Source organism: Streptomyces sp. NPDC014861 (assembly GCF_043081625.1).
In the GTDB taxonomy this organism is placed as follows: Bacteria; Actinomycetota; Actinomycetes; order Streptomycetales; family Streptomycetaceae; genus Streptomyces.
In genome coordinates this window covers 100,412-120,795 of the sequence record NZ_JBIBWV010000024.1, presented here as the reverse complement: position 1 = coordinate 120,795, position 20,384 = coordinate 100,412, and the positions used below count along the sequence as shown (strand labels likewise).

Below are 20,384 nucleotides of genomic sequence, written 5' to 3'. Positions count from 1 at the left end.
CCGGGGGGCCCGGTCTCGCCGGGGCGGGGGGCGGGGGGGGGCCCCCGGCCCCCCCCCCCCCCCCCGCGGGGGGGGGCCCCCCCCCCCGGGCGGGCGGGGGGGGGGGGGGGGCCCCCCCCCCCCCCCCCGCCGCTGTTCGCTGTGCTCAGTTGGTGCCGATCTTCGCCAGCAGGTCGACGATCCGGGCCTGCACCTCGGCGCTGTTGGAGCGCTCGGCCAGGAAGAGGACCGTCTCGCCGGACGACAGCTCCGGCAGTCGCTCGCCGTCGAGGTCGGCCGAGGTGTAGACGACCAGCGGGGTGCGGTTGAGCTGCCCGTTCGCCCGCAGCCAGTCGATGATCCCGGCCCGCCGGCGGCGCACCTGCATGAGGTCCATGACCACCAGGTTCGGCCGGATCTCGCCGGCCAGCGCCACCGCCTCACTGTCCGTGGCCGCCCGCACCACCTGCATCCCGCGCCGCTCCAGGGTCGCGGCGAGGGCGTCGGCGATGTGCTCGTTCTCCTCGATGACCAGCACCCGGGAGGGGTGCTGCTCGCTGTCGCGGGGCGCGAGCGCCTTGAGCAGGACGGCGGGATCGGCGCCGTACGCCTCCTCCCGGCCCGCCTGCCCGAGTCCGGCCGCGAGCAGCACCGGCACCTCGGCGGCGACGGCGGCCTGACGCAGCGACTGGAGCGCGGTCCTGGTGATGGGCCCGGTCAGCGGGTCGACGAAGAGCGCGGCCGGGAAGGCGGCGATCTGCGCGTCGACCTCCTCGCGGGAGTGCACGATCACCGGCCGGTAGCCGCGGTCGCTCAGCGCCTGCTGGGTGGCGACGTCCGGCGCGGGCCAGACGAGCAGCCGGCGCGGGTTGTCGAGCGGCTCCGGGGGCAGTTCGTCGTCGACGGGGAGCGGGGCGGGCCGGTTGACGACCTCGACCGCGCCGCCGGGACCGTCGAGCGGCTCGGGTCCCTCGGCGGATCCCTCGGCGGGCGCTCCTATCGCGTACGCCCGCCCACGCCCCTCTGATCCGGCGGGCGCCGCCGGCACGGGCACGGGTACGGGCGGGGACGCCGGTACGGGCGCGGAGGCGGGCGCGGCCGGAGCCGGCGGATCGACCTCCGGCGGGGTCGCGAGCTTGCGGCGCCGGCCCGAACCGCCGGACGGCGCGGCGACGGGAGTCCCGGCCTGCGCCGGCGGCGCGAAGGGCACCCCCTGGCCGAGCGTCCGCACGCTGAACGCCCGTCCCTGCGTGGAGTCGTTCGGCACCGGGGCCGACACCGGAGGAGGAGTCGGGCCCGCCGTCGAGGCCGGAGCCGGAGCGGGAGCCGGAGCCGGAGCCGGAGTCGGAGCGGGAATCGGCATCGGCAGCTCGGGCGGCAGCGGTACGGAGCCGGTGCCGTTGCCGGTCCCCGTGCCGTGCGCGGGCGTGTCCGCCGGGGCGGCGGGAGCCGAGGGCGCGGGCGGTACGACCACAGGCGCGGCGACCGGCGCGAGGCCGCCGGCCGGGACCGGGGTGGCCGGCAGCGGATGCGGCTGCGGCGGGGTGTGCCCGGTGCCGGTGCCGGTGCCGGTGCCGGTGGCCGCGTCGCGCGCCGCCGCGTCCCGTACCGCCGCGTGCCCGCCCTCGCCCCGTACGGCCTCCGGTTCCTGCTCCTGCTCATGCTCCGGGGCCTCGCGGTCGGCGTCGGCCGGCGGCAGCGCGAACGGCGTGCGCGGTCCGGCCTCGGCCGCGGCGGCCCGCTCCTGCGCGGCGGCGAGCGCACGCCGCCGGCGGCCGGTCGGCCGTTCGCCGCCGGCCTCGCCGTGCACGGCGACCGTCCCCTGCGGCGCGGGCGGCAGGGCCGGCGCGCCGGCCGGCTCGACGGGGACGCCCTGCGGTGGCACGGCGGTACCGAGAGCGGGCCGCTCCTGGGCACCCTCGGCGGCGGTCACCACGGCGCCCTCCGCGGGACGCCCCCGTCGGCGGCCGGTCGGCTCGACACCGGCGGACTGCTGGGCGGGGATGAGTTCGGCGGGAGCGGCGACCTCCTCCGTACGGGCGCGGCGGCGCCCGCCGCCGGCGGCCGGCACGGCCACCGCCCCGGCACCGCCCTCGGGCGAGATCGGGCTCTCCAGGAAGGCGTCGGTGGAACCACGGCGGGCCCGGCGCCGCCCGGAACCGCCCGAGGTCCCGCCGTCCGAGGCATCGGGGTTCTCCCCGGGCCCGGAGCCATGCGGGAGACCGGATGCCGGTACGGGCGGCTCAGAAGTCTGCGGGAGACCGGACGCGGGCACTGGCCCGGAGGCCTGCGGGAGACCGGAGGCCGTTACGGGCCCGGAGGCCTGCGGGAGACCGGAAGCGGGCACGGGCCCGGAGGCCTGCGCGGGCAGCGCGGGAACGCCCCCGACCGGCGCGCCCGGTCCTCCCGACGCACTCGACCGACTCGGCCCAACCGGTGCCCCCGAGGTGCCCGGCCCACCCGGCCCAACCGGCCCAACCGGCGTCCCAGGTGCGCCCGAAGTGCCCGGCGCGCCCGGTGTCCCAGGTGCGCCCGACGTCCCCGGCCCGCCCGGAGGAGCGCTCAGGGCCTTCGGGGACTCCAGGGCCCTGGCGCCCCGCGCGCCCCCCGGCTGGTCGGCCACGGGCTTCGGCTCGGCTGCGGGAACGGTTCCCCGTCCCGCGCCGATCGGCACCTCCAGGACGTACGCGCCGCCGCTCGTCCCCGGCACCTCGTGGGTCTGCACGACACCGCCGTGCGCCGCCACGATGCCGCGCACGATGGGCCCGTGGACCGGGTCGCCGCCCGCGTACGGGCCGCGGACCTCGATGCGGACGACCTCGCCGCGCTGAGCCGCCGCGACCACGATCGTCGAGTCGGCGGGGGCGCCCTGCGCCGAGGCGCGGGTCTTGCCGGTGGCGTCCACCCCGGCCACGTCGGCGACGAGGTGGGCCAGCGCGGTCCTCAGCCGGGCCGCGTCGACCTCGGCCTCGATCGGCGGCGCGTGTACCGCGAACTGCGCCCGGCCCGGGCCGATCAGCTCCACGGCCGCGTCGATGCCGCCGGTCACGATCTCGTCGAGCAGTACGACCTTCCGGTCGAGCTCCTCCTCGCCGGCGTCCAGACGCTGGTAGCCCAGGACGTTGTCGACGAGGGCGGTCATCCGGGCGTACCCGGCGACCAGGTGGTGCAGCACCTGGTTGGCCTCGGGCCACAGCTGCACGCCGTCGTCGGCCGCCAGCGAACCCAGCTCGCCGCGCAGCTCCTCCAGGGGCCCGCGCAGCGACTCGGCCAGCACGGCGGTCAGCTGGGCGTGCCGGGAGGCGAGGGCCGCGTACTTCTCGGCCTGCGCCTCGCGTTCGGCCGCGTGCCGCTCGGCCCGGTCGGCGAGCTCGACGGCGTGCTTCTCGACCAGTTCCTCGTGCGGCCTGCGGTCGGTGAAGGTCATCACGGCGCCGACGAGCTGGTCGCCGTCCCGCACCGGAGCGGTCGTCAGGTCGACCGGTACGCGGGCGCCGGCCTTCGACCACAGCACCTGGCCGCGCACCCGGTGCTTGCGGCCGGACTTGAGCGTGTCGGCGAGCGGGGACTCCTCGTACGGGAACGGCGTGCCGTCGGCGCGCTTGGCGAGGATCAGCGGGTGCAGCTCGGCGCCGCCCAGTTCACCGGCCCGGTAGCCGAGGATCTGCGCGAAGGCGGGGTTCACGAGGACGACCCGGCCGTCGGTGTCCGTACCGACCACGCCCTCGGAGGCGGCCCGCAGGATCATCTCGGTCTGCCGCTGCGAGCGGGCCAGCTCCGCCTCGGTGTCGAGGGTGCCGGTCAGGTCGCGGACGACGAGCATCAGCAGCTCGTCGCCGGTGTAGCCGCTGTACGAGTCGTACGCCTCCCGCCCGTCCTCCAGGCTGGCGCTGGTCACCTCGACCGGGAACTCGCCGCCGTCGGTCCGGCGGGCGATCATCCGCATCGGCTTGGTGCGGCCCCGCTCGTCGGCGGGGTCGGGCAGACGCATGGAGCCGGGGATCAGGCGCGAGTCGAACGTCGGCAGCAGATCGAGCAGGCCGCGCCCGACCAGCGCGGTGCCCGGGGTCTCGAACATGCCGAGCGCGATGGTGTTGGCGTTGACGACCGTGCCGTTGCAGTTGACGAGCACGAGACCGTCGGGCAGGGCGTCGAGTATGGCTGCGAGGCGAGCAGCGCCTCGGGATGGCCTGCTGCTCACGACGACGTTTCCTCCCTGACGCCTGCAATTGCCTGCGGGCCGTGCCCGCGGTGTTCGCCGTCCGGCATGTGCCGTGACGGCGGGCCGGCCCCATCTTGCCCCTCGGGCGGCGGCCCTGTCACTGAGGGAGTCTAACGACACCCCCGATCGTCAGCCCCGAATGCTCGGAAGGAGAGGTTCCACGCCCTCCCAGCGAGCGATCTCGCAGCCGTTCGCCCGGGAGAAGCGGGCGTCGATCCGACGCCCCTGCCAGGTGCCCGTCACCTGGGCGGTCACCGCCCCTCCGTACACCTGGGCGCACATCCGGTCCGCCGGTACCGGCGCGAAGGGGTCCTCCCCGGCGCGGGCGAAGCCCTCCAGGCGCTCACAGGCCCGCTCCGCCGCCGGGTGATCGCTCCCGGCCCGGTCGCCGCAGGTCAGTTTCCAGCTCCCCTCGGCGTCCGGGTTCCCGCTCCCGGTGACGGCCACCGTCAGCGAGTCGGGCGGCGAGAGGAGCGGCAGCGGCGGCAGCGGTACGGCGACGGCGGCGCCGGCGGTGGCACCGGCCAGACCGGCGGCGAGCGCGGTGACGAGGGCGGTCGCGAGAACGGGACGGCGCAGCGGACGGCGCAGCGGCATGGGACGACTCCGGAGGCGTGGGGGCGGGGCGGGCCGGACGGGTCGGTGGTGGTGAGTGGGGGAGCGGGGACGGGGTCGGTCGGGGAGCGTGCGGGGCGCGCCGGGCACGACCGACGCGCCCCCGCCCCCTCTAACGCTCCGGCCGCCGCGGCGTTGCGCAACCGGGGTGCGCCGGGCGGGGCGGACGGAGCGGGAAGAGCGGAGGGAGCGGAAGGTGAGGCGGGGCGGAGAGGCGAGGGGCGGAGGGAGGCGCGGAGGCAGGGCGGCGGGGACGCGGGAGGCGAGAGTCAGATGCTCCGTCCGTCGAGCGCGGACGGGGGCGCGCCGGGCTTTGCCCTGGGCCCCGCCCGCCTAGTACGGTGAAAGCGATTGGTGGCACCGGGCTCGCCTGTGTCATCATCTGCACGCACCTTCCGCGCATGCGCGGGGGTGCGGGGAGGCGTCGCCTAGTCCGGTCTATGGCGCCGCACTGCTAATGCGGTTTGGGCTTTACCGCCCATCGAGGGTTCAAATCCCTCCGCCTCCGCCCTCTCGGAAGCCCCGGCCCCACGGCCGGGGCTTCCGCCGTTTCCGCCCCCGGCCCTACGCCCCTCGACGCGGCCCCGCCACTCCCGGCGCACTTCCGTCCCACTCCCGGCGCACTCCCGTCGCGCCTTCTCGCGCGGCCCTCTTGCCCTCGGGCCCGATCCGTGCGGTGCTGCCGGCCGGAGCGTGTGACCCCGGTCTCCTTCGGCCTCCACGGCCGCGCTCCCGCCCTCGGAAACCCTGGATCGACCTCGCCGCGCGCTCCCTCGTCTGAGCATGTTTTCGCAGGTCAGAGGGGGTGGGGTAATCGGATTTCACATGGCGGCGGGACTCATGTAATGTTCTTCCTGTCGCCGGGACAGCGGGCCGAAAGGGCCGGGAAGCGGAGACAAGAACTAAAAACAAGCACTCGTAGCTTAACGGATAGAGCATCTGACTACGGATCAGAAGGTTGCAGGTTCGAATCCTGCCGAGTGCACACAGGTGAGAGGCCCCGGACTTCGGTCCGGGGCCTCTCGCGTTGTGCGCGGGGAGCGGTGGGCCGTTGCCAGGAGGGGGTGGCGGGGTTAGGTTCGGGTGATCGTCTTTTTGACTGAAAAATGGGGGGTAGGGCCATGGCGCTCTTCGGGAACGCGCACGCGATCGATCCGGCGCAGGCGCAGCAGGACTACGCGCGGCTGCTCGGGCAGGGGGAGCAGGTGCACGCCGCGTACCTGCTGATCCGCGACACCATCTTCTTCACCGACCGCCGGCTCGTGCTGGTCGACAAGCAGGGCATCACCGGCAAGAAGGTCGAGTACCACTCGATCCCGTACCGGAGCATCACCCACTTCGCCGTCGAGACGGCCGGCACCTTCGACCTGGACGCCGAGCTGAAGATCTGGATCTCGGGCCAGCAGCTGCCCGTCACCAAGACGTTCACCAAGGGTGTGGACATCTACGAGGTGCAGGCGATCCTCACGCAGTTCGTCGCCCGCTGAGGTTGACGCGGACGGATCCGTCGGGATCCGGACGGTGTGGAAGGCCCCGGGTTTGCCCGGGGCCTTCCCCTTTTGGGTGAACCCATCTGATTTGCATGTCAGTTGAATATGCCTTCGGCCTAACGTGCGGGTGGAGGTGATGATCGTTGGACGCGATCGACATCGATGACTTCGTACGGGCCGCCGCCGGGGGCCGGTTGAGGCGGCTGACCGCGGTCGACGGGGCGCACTGGTTCCCCGTCGTGGACGTGGCCCGGCTGCTCGGGTACGCGGGTCCGCGCGAGGCGCTGCGGAGCGTGGCCCTGCCCGCCTGGTGCCTGGCCCCGGCCCGCGAGCTGGCCGCGGAACCGGACATACTCGCGCGCAGCGGCATCCGCGGCACCGCGCGCATGGTGAGCCTTCCCGGGCTCGTGCAGCTCGTCACCGCCTGCCGCTCGCCCGAGGCCGGGCCGTTCAGGGCCTGGGTCGGCGAGCTGGTCGCCGAGGTGCAGCGGCACGGCGGCTACGGACTCGAACCGTCCCCGGCGCACAGCGGCTTCGTCCTCCCGCCCGAACTCGTCGACGTCCTCGTCCGGCTGGAAGGACGGCTCGACGAAGGCGCCGCCGGACTGGAGGACCTCGCGGGGCACGCCTCCTACGCGGAGCTGCTGCGGGAGACGCGGCTCAGCCTCTCGAGGGTCGCCGACTCCCTCGAGCGCTCCTTCGCCGTCCCCCGCCAGCGGGGCGTCGAGGGCCCGCCCCGGCTCAGCGCCCAGGAGCTCGTCGCGTCCTGGGAGAACAACGGCGACATCAGCGGAGACATGCGGGTCGTCGCCGGCTTTCTCGCCCCGGCCCTCGTCCGCGGCGGCGTCCGCTGCCGCCCCCAGGACGTCACCCGCCGCACCGGCCTCTCCGGCGAGCGCGTCCGCGACTGCGTGCGGCTGCTCATCGAGCGGGGCTGCATACGCGAGGTCGGTGACCCCTGCCCGGACGGCACCCGGATCTACGTACTGCCGTGAGCGGCCGCGTACGGCGGTGGGCCCTGGACGGCGGCTCGGCGTGGTGCGTGGCGGAGACTGGGGTGGAAGAGGGCGGACAGGGAGGTGCCGGGCCGTGTGGCGCAGTGGTGGGCTCAGGTGGAGCGGGGGCGCGGCCGGGCTGCGGTGGTGGGGCGGGCGGGTGAGCCCGGTCGCGTACGGGCAGGAGCTCGCCTTCCGGGCCGTCGGCGGCCGGCTCTGTGCCGGGGCCCGGGGGCACGCCTGCCCCGTCGCCGCCGCCGTGCCCGGACGGTCGACCGGCGGGTTGTGCCCCGAGTGCGCGCGGCTCGACCGGGCCCACTCCGTCGCCGCGGACACCTTCGCCGACGACCCCCGGCCCTATCGGGTCTACCTCGCCTGGTTCGGGACCGGCACCGTCAAGGCCGGCATCACCGGGGAGCACCGGGGGGACGCGCGGCTGCGGGAACAGGGGGCCGTCGCCTACTGCTGGCTCGGACGCGGCCCGCTGATGGCCGCCCGGCGGACCGAGGAAGTACTGCGGCAGGCGCTCGGCGTGCCGGACCGGGTGTCGTACGAGCGGAAGCGGGCGCTACGGGTCGGGCTGCCCGGAACAGACGCCAGGGCGGCGGAGATCGAGGAGCTGTACGGGCGGGCGCTGGACGTCGGCGGCTGGGGCGAGACGCTGGACGTGCTGCCGTTCACGGCGTACGACCACGGCGAGGTCTTCGGACTCGGCGCGCTGCCGCCGCTCGACGGGACCGTCACCGAGCTGGTCGACGGCGGGGTCGTCACCGGACGGGTGCGCGCCGCCGCCGGACCCGATCTGCACCTGCTCGCCCCCGACGGACGCCACCTCGTGCTCGACGGGCGGCTGCTCGGCGGCTGGGGACTGGAGCGGGGCGGACCGGACGACGCGTGGAGCGTGCCGGTCGGCGCGCCGCCGGAAGTCAGGGGCGAGCGGCAGGACGGACTGTTCTGACCTGTCAGGACGACGCCGTGCGGCACGGCTCCGGGCGGTCCGGACGACGCCGTGCGTCAAGGCTCCGGGCCCGCTGGAAGGGGTGTGGGGGAGTGGGGTCCCGTTCGTTCGCGGGCGGGTGTGGAGTGCGGGTCCGGGCCATGCGACGGCGTGTGTGGAGTGGGGTCCGGGCGTTCCGGGTGGCGTTCGTAAAGTCTTGGATCCCTTTGGCCGGTGGCCGTGGACACCGGGCGGGCGGCCCGGCGAGGGTGATCACATGACCCAGCAGCTGATCTCCGGGCTCGAACCGCCCTACTACACCGCCGTGTTCACCTCCGTCCGGCCCGACGCCCCCGAGGGGTACGCCGACACCGCCGCCGCACTGAAGGAGCGCGTCGCCAAGGTTCCCGGGTTCCTCGGCTACGAGGCCGCCCGCACACCCGGTGGCATCGGCATCACCGTGGCCTACTTCCGCGACCTGGAGGCTCTCGACGCCTGGCGCCTCGACTCCGTGCACGCGGCGGCGAAGAAGCACGGGCGCGAGCACTGGTACGACGCGTACAGCGTCCACATCGGCAAGGTCGAGAGGAGCTACGGCTTTGAGCGGGAGTGAGGCCGCCGGGACCCCGGAGGCCGTGGCCGTCCGGGAGCTGACGGCCCGGTTCGGACTGCCGGGGCTCGTGGACGTGCACACCCACTTCATGCCGAAGAACGTCCTCGACAAGGTGTGGGCGTACTTCGACGCCGTCGGGCCGATGACCGGGCAGCCCTGGCCCATCACCTACCGGGAGGAGGAGAGCCGGCGGGTCGCGCTGCTGCGCGGCTTCGGCGTGCTCGCCTTCACCTCGATGCTCTACCCGCACAAACCCGGGATGGGCGCCTGGCTCAACTCCTGGGCGGCGGACTTCGCCGCGCGGACGCCCGACTGCCTGCACACCGCGACCTTCTTCCCCGAGCCCGGGGCCGCCGGGTACGTGCGGCAGGCCCTCGACGCCGGGGCCCAGGTCTTCAAGGTGCACCTCCAGGTCGGCGGCTTCGACCCGAACGACCCGCTGCTCGACGAGGTGTGGGGGCTGCTCGCCGGGAGCGGGACACCGATCGTCATCCACTGCGGCTCCGGGCCCGCGCCCGGCGCCTTCACCGGGCCGGGACCGGTCGGGGCGCTGCTCGCCCGGCATCCGAGGCTGCGGCTGGTCGTCGCGCACATGGGCATGCCGGAGTACGAGGACTTCCTCGGGCTCGCGGAGCGGTACGAGGGCGTGCACCTGGACACCACGATGGCCTTCACGGATTTCAGCGAGCGGTTCGCGCCCTTCCCGCGCGAAGCGCTGGGGCGGCTGGCCGGCCTCCGGGACCGGATCCTGCTCGGCTCCGACTTCCCGAACATCCCGTACCCGTACCTCCACCAGCTCCACGCCCTGGAGCGGCTCGGGCTCGGCGACGACTGGCTGCGGGCGGTGCTCCACGACAACGGCGCCGCTTTGTTTCACGTGAAACCCAGAACGAGAGCCGCCTCCCGTCCCCTGTGAAGCCGTGAGCCGACCGCCTCGTTTCACGTGAAACCGCTGAGCGGGGGTGGCCCGAGGCCGTGCCGTTTCTCAGGGAATTCACAGGAAAGGGCAAGAGGGCTCTCAGCGGCGGCGACGAGCGTGGGTCCATGACCGTCACCACTCGCAGCACTTCAGCCCGCCGCGGCACCCGCGCCGATCTGCTCCGTGCCGACGGCACCGCCGTCCGCGTCCTCGTCGTCGACGACGAGGCGTCCCTCTCCGAACTGCTCTCCATGGCCCTGCGCTACGAGGGCTGGCAGGTCCGCAGTGCGGGCGACGGCGCCGGTGCGCTGCGGGCGGTGCGGGAGTTCCGCCCCGACGTCGTCATCCTGGACATCATGCTCCCGGACGTCGACGGGCTCAGCCTGCTCGGCTCGATCCGGCGCGAGCTGCCCGAGGTGCCGGTGCTCTTCCTCACGGCGAAGGACGCCGTCGAGGACCGGATCGCCGGGCTCACGGCCGGCGGCGACGACTACGTCACCAAGCCGTTCAGCCTGGAGGAGGTCGTCGCTCGGCTGCGCGGCCTCATCCGGCGCTCCGGCGCGGCGCAGGCCCGCAGCGAGTCCCTGCTGACCGTCGGCGACCTCACCCTCGACGAGGACAGCCACGAGGTCACCCGGGGCGGCACCTCGATCCACCTCACCGCGACCGAGTTCGAGCTGCTGCGCTACCTCATGCGCAACCCGCGCCGGGTGCTCAGCAAGGCGCAGATCCTCGACCGCGTCTGGTCGTACGACTTCGGCGGCCAGGCCAACGTGGTCGAGCTCTACATCTCCTACCTGCGCCGGAAGCTCGACGCCGGGCGTTCGCCGATGATCCACACCCGGCGGGGGGCCGGTTACCTCATCAAGCCGGGCGAGTAACCGCCGTGCGCCTCCCGCTCCGGGGCCGCGTCCGGCGCCCGTGGTCGCTGCGGACGCGGCTCGTGGTCGCCGCCGTCGGGCTGATCGCCGTCGTCGCGACCGTCATCGGCACGGTCACCACCATCGCGTACCGCTCCTACCTCTACGACCGGGCCGACGAGCAGCTGACCGGGCTGGCCCGGCGCGCGGCGGGACCGCCGGTCGCGATGCCCGGGCCCGACCCCGGCCGCGAGCGGGAGCTGTCCGCCTTCCTCGACTCCCCGGGCTCCCCGATAGGAACCGTCGGCGCCGTCGTGAAGGGCGGGGAGATCACCGAGGCGGGGTACTCGACCGAGGTGGCCGACGGCGGCACGGCCGACAGGCCTCCCTTCCGGGCCAAGGCGCTGGACGCCGGGCAGGTGGCCGTGCTCGCGGCCGTCCCCCGCGACGGCCGCGCGCACAGCGTGGACCTGCCCGGGCTCGGTTCGTACCGGGTGCTCCATGCCGAGGGAGCCAACGGCTCCTTCCTCACCGGCACCCCGCTCGCCGAGGTCGAGAACGCCCTCTCCACCCTCGTCCTCGTCGAGCTCAGCCTCACCGGCGCCTCCCTCGCCGCCGCCTCCCTCGCCGGGACGGTGCTGGTACGGATCGCGCTGCGGCCGCTGCGCAGGGTCGCCACCATCGCCGCCCAGGTCGCCCGACTGCCGCTGGAGAGCGGCGAGGTGGCGCTCCACCAGCGGGTCCCGGAGGCCGAGGCCGATCCCCGGACCGAGGTCGGGCAGGTCGGTGCCGCGCTCAACCGGATGCTCGACCACGTGCACGCGGCGCTCGACGCGCGGCAGCAGAGCGAGACCCGGGTCCGGCAGTTCGTCGCGGACGCCAGCCACGAACTCCGCACCCCGCTCGCCTCCATCCGCGGCTACGCCGAACTCACCCGGCGCGGACAGGAGGAATGCGGGCCCGACACCCGGCACGCCCTCGGCCGCATCGAGTCCGAGGCCACCCGGATGACGGGGCTGGTCGAGGACCTGCTGCTGCTCGCCCGGCTCGACGCCGGACGCCCTCTCTCGTACGGGACCACCGACCTCGTCCCGCTGGTCGTGGACGCCGTCGGGGACGCCGGCGCCGCCGGGCCCGGTCACCACTGGCGTCTCGAACTGCCCGGCGAGGACGGACCGCCGGCCGTGCGCGCCGACCCGGCCCGGCTCCAGCAGGTGCTGCTCAACCTGCTCGCCAACGCCCGGACCCACACCCCGCCCGGCACCACCGTCACCGCCCGGGTGCGGGGCGAGGGCGCGGCGGTCGTCGTCGAGGTCGAGGACGACGGGCCCGGCATCCCGCCCGAGCTGCTGCCCGCGGTCTTCGAACGGTTCGCGCGCGGTGACGCCTCCCGCTCCCGGCAGGCGGGCTCCACCGGGCTGGGCCTCGCCATCGTGCGGGCCGTCGTCGTCGCCCACGGCGGCGAGGTGACCGTCGACTCCGAGCCCGGCCGGACCGTCTTCCGGGTGCGGTTCCCGGCGGCGACCGCGGCCCCCCGGGAGACGGCGGGGACGACGGTCGCGGTCTGAGCGGAGCGCGGTACGCCGGTCCCGGCCCGGCAGGAGGCGCGGTACGCCGCTCGACGGTCGACAGGAAGCGCCGGTACGCCGCTCGGCGGTCGACAGAAGGCGTGGGACGCCGCTCGCCGGTCGACAGGAGGCGCCGGGAAAGCGCCTGACGGCTGCGCGTCCGACGGTCGAGGCGCGGAGGCGGCGGCAGAGGCGGAAGCGGCGGCTGTCGCGGACTCACAGGCGGACCACAGGCTCATCACACAGCCGTGACAGCGGGCCCGGCGAGGGTCGTGGGCATGCGAACCCACACCCTCACGGGGCCCGCGACGCAGGCCCCCGGCGCCCTCCCCGCCCGGGAGCACCTGCCGGTGAGCGAAGCGGGACGGCCCGTTCTCGACGTGGTGATCCCCGTCTACAACGAGGAGAAGGACCTGGAGCCGTGCGTCCGCCGGCTGCACGCGCACCTGAAGCGCACCTTCCCGTACGGCTTCCGCGTCACCGTCGCCGACAACGCCTCCACCGACGCCACCCCCGTTCTCGCCGCCGCCCTCGCCGCCGAGCTGCCCGGGGTGCGGTCCGTACGGCTCGAACAGAAGGGGCGCGGCCGGGCGCTGCGGACCGTGTGGTCGGCCTCCGACGCCCCCGTCCTCGCCTACATGGACGTGGACCTGTCCACCGACCTCAACGCGCTGCTCCCGCTCGTCGCGCCGCTCATCTCCGGCCACTCCGACCTGGCCATAGGCTCCCGGCTCGCCCGCTCCTCGCGGGTGGTGCGCGGGCCGAAGCGGGAGTTCGTCTCCCGCGCCTACAACCTGATCCTGCGCGGCTCGCTCGCCGCCCGCTTCTCCGACGCCCAGTGCGGCTTCAAGGCGATCCGGCGGGATGTCGCCGAGCGGCTGCTGCCGATGGTCGAGGACACCGGCTGGTTCTTCGACACCGAGATGCTGGTGCTCGCCGAGCGGGCCGGGCTGCGGATCCACGAGGTGCCGGTCGACTGGGTCGACGACCCCGACTCGACCGTGCACATCGTGAGGACGGCCACCGACGACCTGAAGGGCGTGTGGCGGGTGGGGCGGGCGCTGGCGACCGGCTCGCTGCCGCTCGACCGGCTCGCCCGGCCCTTCGGCGACGACCCGCGCGACCGCGACCTGTCCGGCGTCCCCGGCGGGCTCGCCCGCCAGCTCGTCGGCTTCTGCGTGGTCGGCGTGCTCTCCACCCTCTTCTACCTCGCGCTCTACTCCCTCTTCCGGCTCGGCTCGGGCGCCCAGATCGCCAACGCCGCCGCCCTCCTCGTCTCCGCCGTCGCCAACACCGCCGCCAACCGCCGGCTCACCTTCGGCGTCCGAGGCCGCGACCGGGCGGTCCGCCACCAGGCGCAGGGGCTCGTGGTCTTCGCCATCGGCCTCGCCCTGACCAGCGGCTCGCTCGCCGCCCTCGGCGCGGCGACCGGCGACCCGGCGCACTCCACCGAGCTCGCCGTGCTCGTCGTCGCCAACCTCGCCGCGACCGTGCTCCGCTTCCTGCTCTTCCGGCTCTGGGTCTTCCCGGAGCGCCGACACCCCACGGGGGACCCCCGATGACCGCACCGACCCCGGCGCCGACGCCGGCGCCGACCCCGGCCGTGATCCCGGCCGCCCACGCGGCCCCCACGGCCGTCGGCCGGCTCGCCCGGCTGTGGCGCGGCCGGCCCGAGGACGCCCCCTGGGCGCGCCCCGCCCTCCTCGGCCTGCTCGCCGTCACCACCGCGCTCTACCTGTGGAACCTGAGCGCCTCCGGCTACGCCAACTCCTTCTACTCGGCGGCCGTCCAGGCCGGCGGCGAGAGCTGGAAGGCGTTCTTCTTCGGCTCGCTCGACGCGGCCAACGCCATCACGGTCGACAAGCCGCCGGCCGCGCTCTGGCCGATGGCGCTCTCCGTCCGCCTCTTCGGCCTCGGCTCCTGGCAGATCCTGGTGCCCGAGGTGCTGATGGGCGTGGGCACGGTCGCCGTGCTCCACGCGGCCGTCCGCCGCCGCTTCGGCGCGGGCGCGGGGCTGATCGCGGGCGCGGTGCTGGCGCTCACCCCGGTCGCCGCGCTGATGTTCCGCTTCAACAACCCGGACGCGCTGCTCGCGCTGCTCATGACCGTGGCCGTGTACGCCGTGCTGCGGGCCCTGGAGTCGGCCGAGGGCGGGACGAGGTGGCTGGTCGGGGCGGGAGTCGCGTTCGGGTTCGCGTTCCTGACGAAGACGCTCCAGGCGTTCCTGATCCTGCCGCCGCTCGCGCTCGTGTACGCGGTGTGCGCCCCGGTCCGGCCGCTGCGGAGGTTCGGCCGGCTGGCCCTCGCCGGGCTCGCGCTGATCGTCTCCGGCGGCTGGTGGGTGGCGCTCGTCGAGCTCTGGCCGGCGGGCTCGCGCCCGTACGTCGGAGGTTCGCAGAACAACAGCTTCCTGGAGCTGACCTTCGGCTACAACGGCCTCGGCCGCATCAACGGCGACGAGGTCGGCAGCGTCGGCGGCGGTGGCGGCCCGGGTGGCGGTGGCGGTGGCCGCTGGGGCGAGACCGGGCTGCTGCGCATGTTCAACGACTCCGTCGGCGGCCAGATCTCCTGGCTGCTGCCGGCCGCGCTGATCCTGCTCGCCGCCGGACTCGTCGTCACCTGGAAGGCACCGCGCACCGACACCGCCCGGGCCGCGTTCCTGGCGTGGGGCGGGGCGCTGTTGATGACGCTGGGCGTCTTCAGCTTCATGGCCGGCATCTTCCACGAGTACTACACGGTGGCCCTGGCGCCGTACCTCGCCGCCCTGATCGGCATGGGTGCGGCGGTGCTGTGGGAGGAGCGGACCCGGCTCCTCGCCTCGGCGGCCCTCGCGGTCGCGGTGGGCGCGACGGCCTGGTGGGGCTGGGTGCTGCTCGGCCGTACGCCGGACCACCTGCCGTGGCTGCGCTGGGCCGTGCTCGGCGCGGGCGCGGTGGCCGCGCTCGGGCTGCTCGCGGCGGGCCGGGTGGACCGGCGCCTCGGCCTCGCCGCGGCGGGCCTCGGCCTGGCGGCGGGGCTCGCGGGGCCGTTCGCGTACACCCTGGAGACGCTCTCCACCGGCCATCAGGGCTCCATCGTCACGGCGGGCCCGGCGGGCGCAGGCTTCGGCGGCCGGGGACCGGGCGGCGGCGGCTTCCCGGGAGGCGGCCGCGAGGGCGGCCAGCGTATGGACGGCGACGGGGGCCGGGGTACGGACGGGGGCCGCGACGGCGGCATGCAGCCACCCGACGGCGCGCAGCCCCCGAACGGCTTCCCGGGCGGCGGCCAGACGCCCGGCGGTCAGGGCCAGAACGGCCAGGACTCGAACGGCCAGGGCCAGAACGGCCAGGGCCAGAACGGCCAGGCCCCCGGCGGTCAGGGCCGGATGCAGCCCCCCACCGGCCAGGGCACCGGCCAGATGCCCACCGGCCAGGGCACCGGTCAGATGCCCACCGGCCAGATTCCCGGCGCGGGCGAGCGGGCCGGCGTGGGCGGAGGCGGCGGCATGGGCGGTCTCCTCAACGGGACCGTCGTGAGCACGGAGGCGAAGGCGAAGCTGCTCCAGGACGCCGACGCGTACACCTGGGCCGCCGCCGCGATCGGCGCCCAGAACGCGGCCGGCTACCAGCTCGCCACCGAGAAGCCCGTGATGGCGATCGGCGGCTTCAACGGCAGCGACCCGTCCCCGACCCTCGCCCAGTTCAAGGAGTACGTCGCCGAGGGCAGGATCCACTACTTCATCGGCGGAGGCGGCACGGGCGGAGGCGGCATGGGCGCCGGCATGGGCGAGGGAAGGGGCGGCGGCACGGGCGGAGGCCTGGGCGGAGCCTCCGGGATCAGCGACTGGGTCCAGGAGAACTTCACCTCCAGCACCGTCGGCGGCACGACCTTCTACGACCTCACCAGCCCGGAATAGAAATCGCTATACAGCGTACGAGAGCCCTTGTACGGTGTACGAGCTTCGGTCTCGTACACCGTATAAGGAGTCTTCATGACGGCCACGGCCACACCCCCGGCCACCGCCGGCCACCCCCAGCGCTGGCTGATCCTCGGCGTCATCTGTCTCGCCCAGCTCACCGTGCTCCTCGACAACACCATCCTCAGTGTCGCCATCCCCTCGCTGACCACGGAACTGCACGCCTCCACCAGCGACATCCAGTGGATGATCAACGCCTACTCGCTCGTCCAGTCCGGCCTGCTGCTCACCGCGGGGAACGCCGCCGACCGCTACGGCCGCAAGAAGCTGCTCGCCGTCGGCCTCGCGCTCTTCGGCATCGGCTCGCTCACCGCCGGCCTGGCCGACTCCACCGGCCAGCTGATCGCCGCCCGCGCGGGCATGGGTGTCGGCGGGGCGCTGCTCATGACCACCACCCTCGCCGTCGTCATGCAGATCTTCGACGACTCCGAGCGCGTGAAGGCCATCGCCCTCTGGGCCACCGTCAGCTCCCTCGGCTTCGCCGGGGGACCGCTCATCGGCGGCGTGATCCTCAACCACTTCTGGTGGGGGATGATCTTCCTGATCAACATCCCGGTGGCCGTGATCGGCCTGGTCGCCGTCCTCAAGCTGGTCCCCGAGTCGAAGAACCCCCAGGGCGACCGCCCCGACCTCCTGGGCGCGCTGCTCTCCACGATCGGCATGACCGCCGCCGTCTACGCGATCATCACCGGACCGGAGCACGGCTGGACCTCCGCGGAGGTGCTGGTCCCGGCCGCGGTCGGGGTCGTCGTCCTCGCCGCGTTCGCGCTGTGGGAGCTGCGGACCCCGTACCCGATGCTCGACATGCACTTCTTCCGTAACCAGAAGTTCGTGGGCGCGGTCGCGGGCGCCATCCTGGTGATGTTCGGGATGGGCGGCTCGCTGTTCCTGCTCACCCAGCACCTCCAGTTCGTGCTCGGGTACGAGCCGCTGGAGGCCGGACTGCGGATGGCGCCGCTGGCGCTGACCGTGGTCGTCCTCAACCTCAGCGGCATCGGCCCGCGGATCGTGATGAGGCTCGGCACCCCGCTCACCGTGACGGTCGGCATGACGCTCGTCGCGGCCGGTCTCGCCTCGATCGCCCTGGTCGGCGGCGGCACGGAAGGAACCTACTGGGGCATGCTGCTCGGCCTGGTCCTCATGGGCACCGGCCTCGCGGTCTCCAACCCGGCGATGGCCAACGCGATCATGAGCGCGATCCCGCCGGAGAAGGCGGGCGTCGGCGCGGGCGTCAACGGCACCCTCGCCGAGTTCGGCAACGGCCTCGGCGTCGCGGTCCTCGGCGCCGTCCTCAACGCCCGCTTCGCCGCCCTCGTCACCGTCACCGCGGCCTCCCTCCCGGCGGCCCTGGCGGCGGCCGGCGACGAGGCCGAGCGGGCCCGGATCTCCGACGCCTTCGCCTCCGGGCTCCAGACCAGCCAGCTGGTCGGCGCGGTCGCGGTCCTCGTCGGCGGTCTGCTCGCCGCCTTCCTGCTGAAGCGGGCGGAGCGGGCGGAGCAGGCGGAGCAGTCCGTGGCGGCCGAGCCGGTCTCCGCTGCCTAGCATGGTCCCGACGCATGGTCACCACGGTTGACCACGAGTGCTGACGGACGGAGAAACCGCATGGTCAAGGCCGCGGACCGGGCCAAGAACCCGACGGGCTCCAGCGTCTGGCTGGAGCAACGGGCCCCCCGCGCCGGCGGCGGCCCCGCCGGGCTCGACCGGGACCGGATCGTGGCCGCCTCCGTCCGGATGCTCGACCGGGACGGGCTCGCCAAGCTGTCGATGCGACGGCTCGCGGCCGAGCTCGGGGTGACCGCGATGTCCCTGTACTGGTACGTGGACACCAAGGACGACATCATCGAGTACGCGATCGACACCGTGTACGCGGAGATCGACCTGGACGCGGTGGCCGCCGGGGCCGACTGGCGCGAGCGCCTCCGGACGCTCGCGCTGCACTACCGCAGGATGCTGGTCCGCCACCCGTGGATGTCGCCGTGCGCGGGCCAGTACCTGAACATCGGCCCGTACGCGATCGCGGTCGGATCCAAGATCCAGGAGACGATCCGGGAGACGGGGCTGCCGCTCGGCGGGCAGCCGGGTGCGACACAGGCGGTCTTCCAGTACGTGTACGGCTACGGGACGATCGAGTCGCAGTTCGCGCGGCGGGCCGCCGAGGCGGGCATGTCGCAGGACGACTTCTACAACGGCGCCGTCGCCGCCTTCCGCGACGACCCGCAGTTCCGCGAGGCGCTGGAGCCGATGACGGACATCCTCGACGAGCGGGCCTCGCACGGCGGCGTCAGCGCCATCTGGGAGCGGGACTTCGCCTACGGCCTGGACATCCTGGTGGCCGGCATCGAGGCGAAGGTGGCCGGCGAGGCCTGAGGGGCCTGGGCGGCCTGGGGGCCTGAGGGCCTGAGGGGCGTGACGAAGCGGCGGGCCGTGAAGTGAAAGAGCGGTGGAACGCGAGCGTTCCGGCCGTGACGCGAAGAAGCGGCCGGCCGTGAAGCGAAGAAGCGGCCGGGCCGTGACATGACGGAGCGGCGGGCCGTCCCCTGCCCGCCGCTCCCACTCACCCGGTCGCGCCTCCGCTCGAAGCGCGCCCGGGAGCCTGTGCGTTACCCGGCGTCCGCCGCCTTGGTGGTGCTGCTCTTCAGCGCGACCTCCTTGATGAAGAGCGTCACCAGGAAGGCGAGCAGAGCGAAGGGCGCCGAGTACAGGAAGACGTCGCCGACGCCGTGCCCGTACGCGCTCTCCATCACCGTGCGGATCGGGGCGGGCAGCTTGTCCATGTCGGGGATGGCGCCGCTGCCGCCGCCCTGGCCCATCGCCGCCGCGGCCTTCGGGCCGAGTTCGGCCATGCCCTCCTTGACGTAGTCGGTGACCCGGTGGGCCATGACCGCGCCGAGCGCCGAGACGCCGATCGCGCCGCCGAGGGAGCGGAAGAAGGTGACGACGGAGGAGGCGGCGCCGAGGTCGGCGGGGTCCACCTGGTTCTGGGTGCAGAGCACCAGGTTCTGCATCATCATGCCGAGGCCGAGGCCGAGGACCGCCATGAAGATCGCGATGTGCCAGTAGGTCGTGTCGTACCGGATGGTGCCGAGCATCCCGAGGCCGCCGGCGGCCAGGGCGCCTCCGCTGACCAGCCACGCCTTCCACCGGCCGGTCTTGGTGATGATCATGCCGGAGGCCGTCGAGGAGACGAAGAGGCCGGCGATCATCGGGATGGTGAGGACGCCGGACATGGTCGGCGACTCGTTGCGGGCCAGCTGGAAGTACTGGCTGAAGAAGACCGTGCCCGCGAACATCGCGACGCCGACGAAGAGCGAGGCGAGCGAGGCGAGGGTGATGGTCCGGTTGCGGAAGAGGCGCAGCGGGATGATCGGCTCGGACGCCCGCGACTCGACGAACACGAAGAGCGCGCCGAGCAGCACCGAACCGGCCAGCATGGCGGCGGTCTGCCAGGACATCCAGTCGTACTTGTCACCGGCGAAGGTGACCCAGACGAGGAGCAGGGAGACGGCGGCGCTGATGAAGAAGGCGCCGGCCCAGTCGACCTTGACCTCGCGCTTCACGACGGGGAGCTTGAGGGTCTTCTGGAGGACGACCAGGGCGATGATCGCGAAGGGCACGCCGACGTAGAAGCACCAGCGCCAGCCGAGCCACTCGGTGTCGGTGATGACGCCGCCGAGCAGCGGGCCGCCGACGGTGGCGACGGCGAAGACCGCGCCGAGGTAGCCGCTGTAGCGGCCGCGCTCGCGGGGGGCGATCATCGCGGCGAGGATGATCTGGGAGAGGGCGGTGAGGCCGCCGACGCCGATGCCCTGGACCACGCGGCAGGCGATGAGCATGCCGGTGGACTGCGAGAGGCCGGCGACGATCGAGCCCGCGACGTAGATGGTCAGGGCTATCTGGATGAGCAGCTTCTTGGAGAAGAGGTCGGCCAGCTTGCCCCAGAGCGGGGTGGTGGCGGTCATCGCGAGCAGGGTCGCGGTGACGACCCAGGTGTAGGCGGACTGGCCGCCCTCCAGGTCGGTGATGATCTGGGGGAGGGCGTTGGAGACGATCGTCGAGGACAGGATGGCGACGAACATGCCGAGCAGCAGCCCGGAGAGCGCCTCCATGATCTGACGGTGCGTCATCGGAGGGGCGGCGTCTCCGGTTCCGGCCGGGGCGCCCCGCACACCGGTTTCGGGTGTGGTCGTAGCCATGAAGTTCCTCTGGTTTCCAGCGTGTTCGAGCGAGCGGA

The 20,384-nt window shown here is 74.1% G+C and carries 14 protein-coding genes and 2 tRNA genes; 13 read left to right on the top strand and 3 right to left on the bottom strand.

Annotation, left to right across the window (positions count from 1 at the left end):
• Nucleotides 1-145 precede the first annotated feature (145 nt).
• Nucleotides 146-4,180, bottom strand: a complete 4,035-nt coding sequence (locus tag ACF1BN_RS31785) for a PAS domain-containing protein (RefSeq protein WP_392335036.1) — start codon at nucleotides 4,178-4,180, stop codon at nucleotides 146-148.
• Between the two features lie 150 nt (nucleotides 4,181-4,330).
• Nucleotides 4,331-4,798: an SSI family serine proteinase inhibitor gene (locus ACF1BN_RS31780; RefSeq protein WP_392335035.1), complete on the bottom strand. Its 468-nt coding sequence runs from the start codon at nucleotides 4,796-4,798 to the stop codon at nucleotides 4,331-4,333.
• A 435-nt stretch (nucleotides 4,799-5,233) separates the two neighbouring features.
• Here ACF1BN_RS31780 and ACF1BN_RS31775 point away from each other — a divergent pair.
• From ACF1BN_RS31775 to ACF1BN_RS31715, 13 genes are all read left to right on the top strand, one after another.
• A tRNA-Ser gene (locus tag ACF1BN_RS31775) sits at nucleotides 5,234-5,324 on the top strand.
• Between the two features lie 404 nt (nucleotides 5,325-5,728).
• Nucleotides 5,729-5,801, top strand: a tRNA-Arg gene (locus ACF1BN_RS31770).
• A gap of 136 nt (nucleotides 5,802-5,937) precedes the next feature.
• Nucleotides 5,938-6,303, top strand: coding sequence for a PH domain-containing protein (locus ACF1BN_RS31765; RefSeq protein ID WP_360315850.1), 366 nt, complete (start codon nucleotides 5,938-5,940; stop codon nucleotides 6,301-6,303).
• Between the two features lie 146 nt (nucleotides 6,304-6,449).
• Complete coding sequence (locus ACF1BN_RS31760) at nucleotides 6,450-7,301, top strand: Bro-N domain-containing protein (protein ID WP_392335034.1); 852 nt, start codon at nucleotides 6,450-6,452, stop codon at nucleotides 7,299-7,301.
• Between the two features lie 94 nt (nucleotides 7,302-7,395).
• Nucleotides 7,396-8,259 (top strand): DUF2797 domain-containing protein, encoded by an 864-nt coding sequence (locus ACF1BN_RS31755; protein WP_392335033.1) that lies wholly within the window; start codon nucleotides 7,396-7,398, stop codon nucleotides 8,257-8,259.
• Nucleotides 8,260-8,515: 256 nt separating this feature from the next.
• Nucleotides 8,516-8,851, top strand: a complete 336-nt coding sequence (locus ACF1BN_RS31750; protein WP_392335032.1) for an antibiotic biosynthesis monooxygenase family protein — start codon at nucleotides 8,516-8,518, stop codon at nucleotides 8,849-8,851.
• Complete coding sequence (locus tag ACF1BN_RS31745) at nucleotides 8,838-9,767, top strand: amidohydrolase family protein (protein ID WP_392335031.1); 930 nt, start codon at nucleotides 8,838-8,840, stop codon at nucleotides 9,765-9,767. The genes ACF1BN_RS31750 and ACF1BN_RS31745 overlap by 14 nt, the downstream gene beginning before the upstream one ends.
• Nucleotides 9,768-9,895: 128 nt before the next feature.
• Nucleotides 9,896-10,651 carry a response regulator transcription factor gene (locus ACF1BN_RS31740; RefSeq protein WP_392335030.1) on the top strand — a complete coding sequence of 252 codons (756 nt, stop codon included), beginning with the start codon at nucleotides 9,896-9,898 and terminating at the stop codon, nucleotides 10,649-10,651.
• A 5-nt stretch (nucleotides 10,652-10,656) separates the two neighbouring features.
• On the top strand, nucleotides 10,657-12,198 hold the full coding sequence (locus tag ACF1BN_RS31735) for a sensor histidine kinase (RefSeq protein WP_392335029.1): 1,542 nt from the start codon (nucleotides 10,657-10,659) through the stop codon (nucleotides 12,196-12,198).
• Between the two features lie 278 nt (nucleotides 12,199-12,476).
• Entirely contained in the window at nucleotides 12,477-13,760 is a 1,284-nt protein-coding gene (locus ACF1BN_RS31730; protein ID WP_392335028.1) for a glycosyltransferase, read from the top strand.
• Nucleotides 13,757-16,093, top strand: a complete 2,337-nt coding sequence (locus ACF1BN_RS31725) for an ArnT family glycosyltransferase (RefSeq protein ID WP_392335027.1) — start codon at nucleotides 13,757-13,759, stop codon at nucleotides 16,091-16,093. The genes ACF1BN_RS31730 and ACF1BN_RS31725 overlap by 4 nt, the downstream gene beginning before the upstream one ends.
• A 75-nt stretch (nucleotides 16,094-16,168) precedes the next feature.
• A complete protein-coding gene (locus ACF1BN_RS31720) occupies nucleotides 16,169-17,695 on the top strand; it encodes an MFS transporter (RefSeq protein ID WP_392335026.1) in 1,527 nt (508 codons plus the stop codon).
• A 60-nt stretch (nucleotides 17,696-17,755) separates the two neighbouring features.
• Entirely contained in the window at nucleotides 17,756-18,520 is a 765-nt protein-coding gene (locus ACF1BN_RS31715) for a TetR/AcrR family transcriptional regulator (RefSeq protein ID WP_392335025.1), read from the top strand.
• Between the two features lie 233 nt (nucleotides 18,521-18,753).
• On the opposite strand, the gene ACF1BN_RS31710 is transcribed toward ACF1BN_RS31715, so the two are convergent.
• Entirely contained in the window at nucleotides 18,754-20,346 is a 1,593-nt protein-coding gene (locus ACF1BN_RS31710) for an MFS transporter (RefSeq protein WP_392335024.1), read from the bottom strand.
• Between the last annotated feature and the right edge of the window lie 38 nt (nucleotides 20,347-20,384).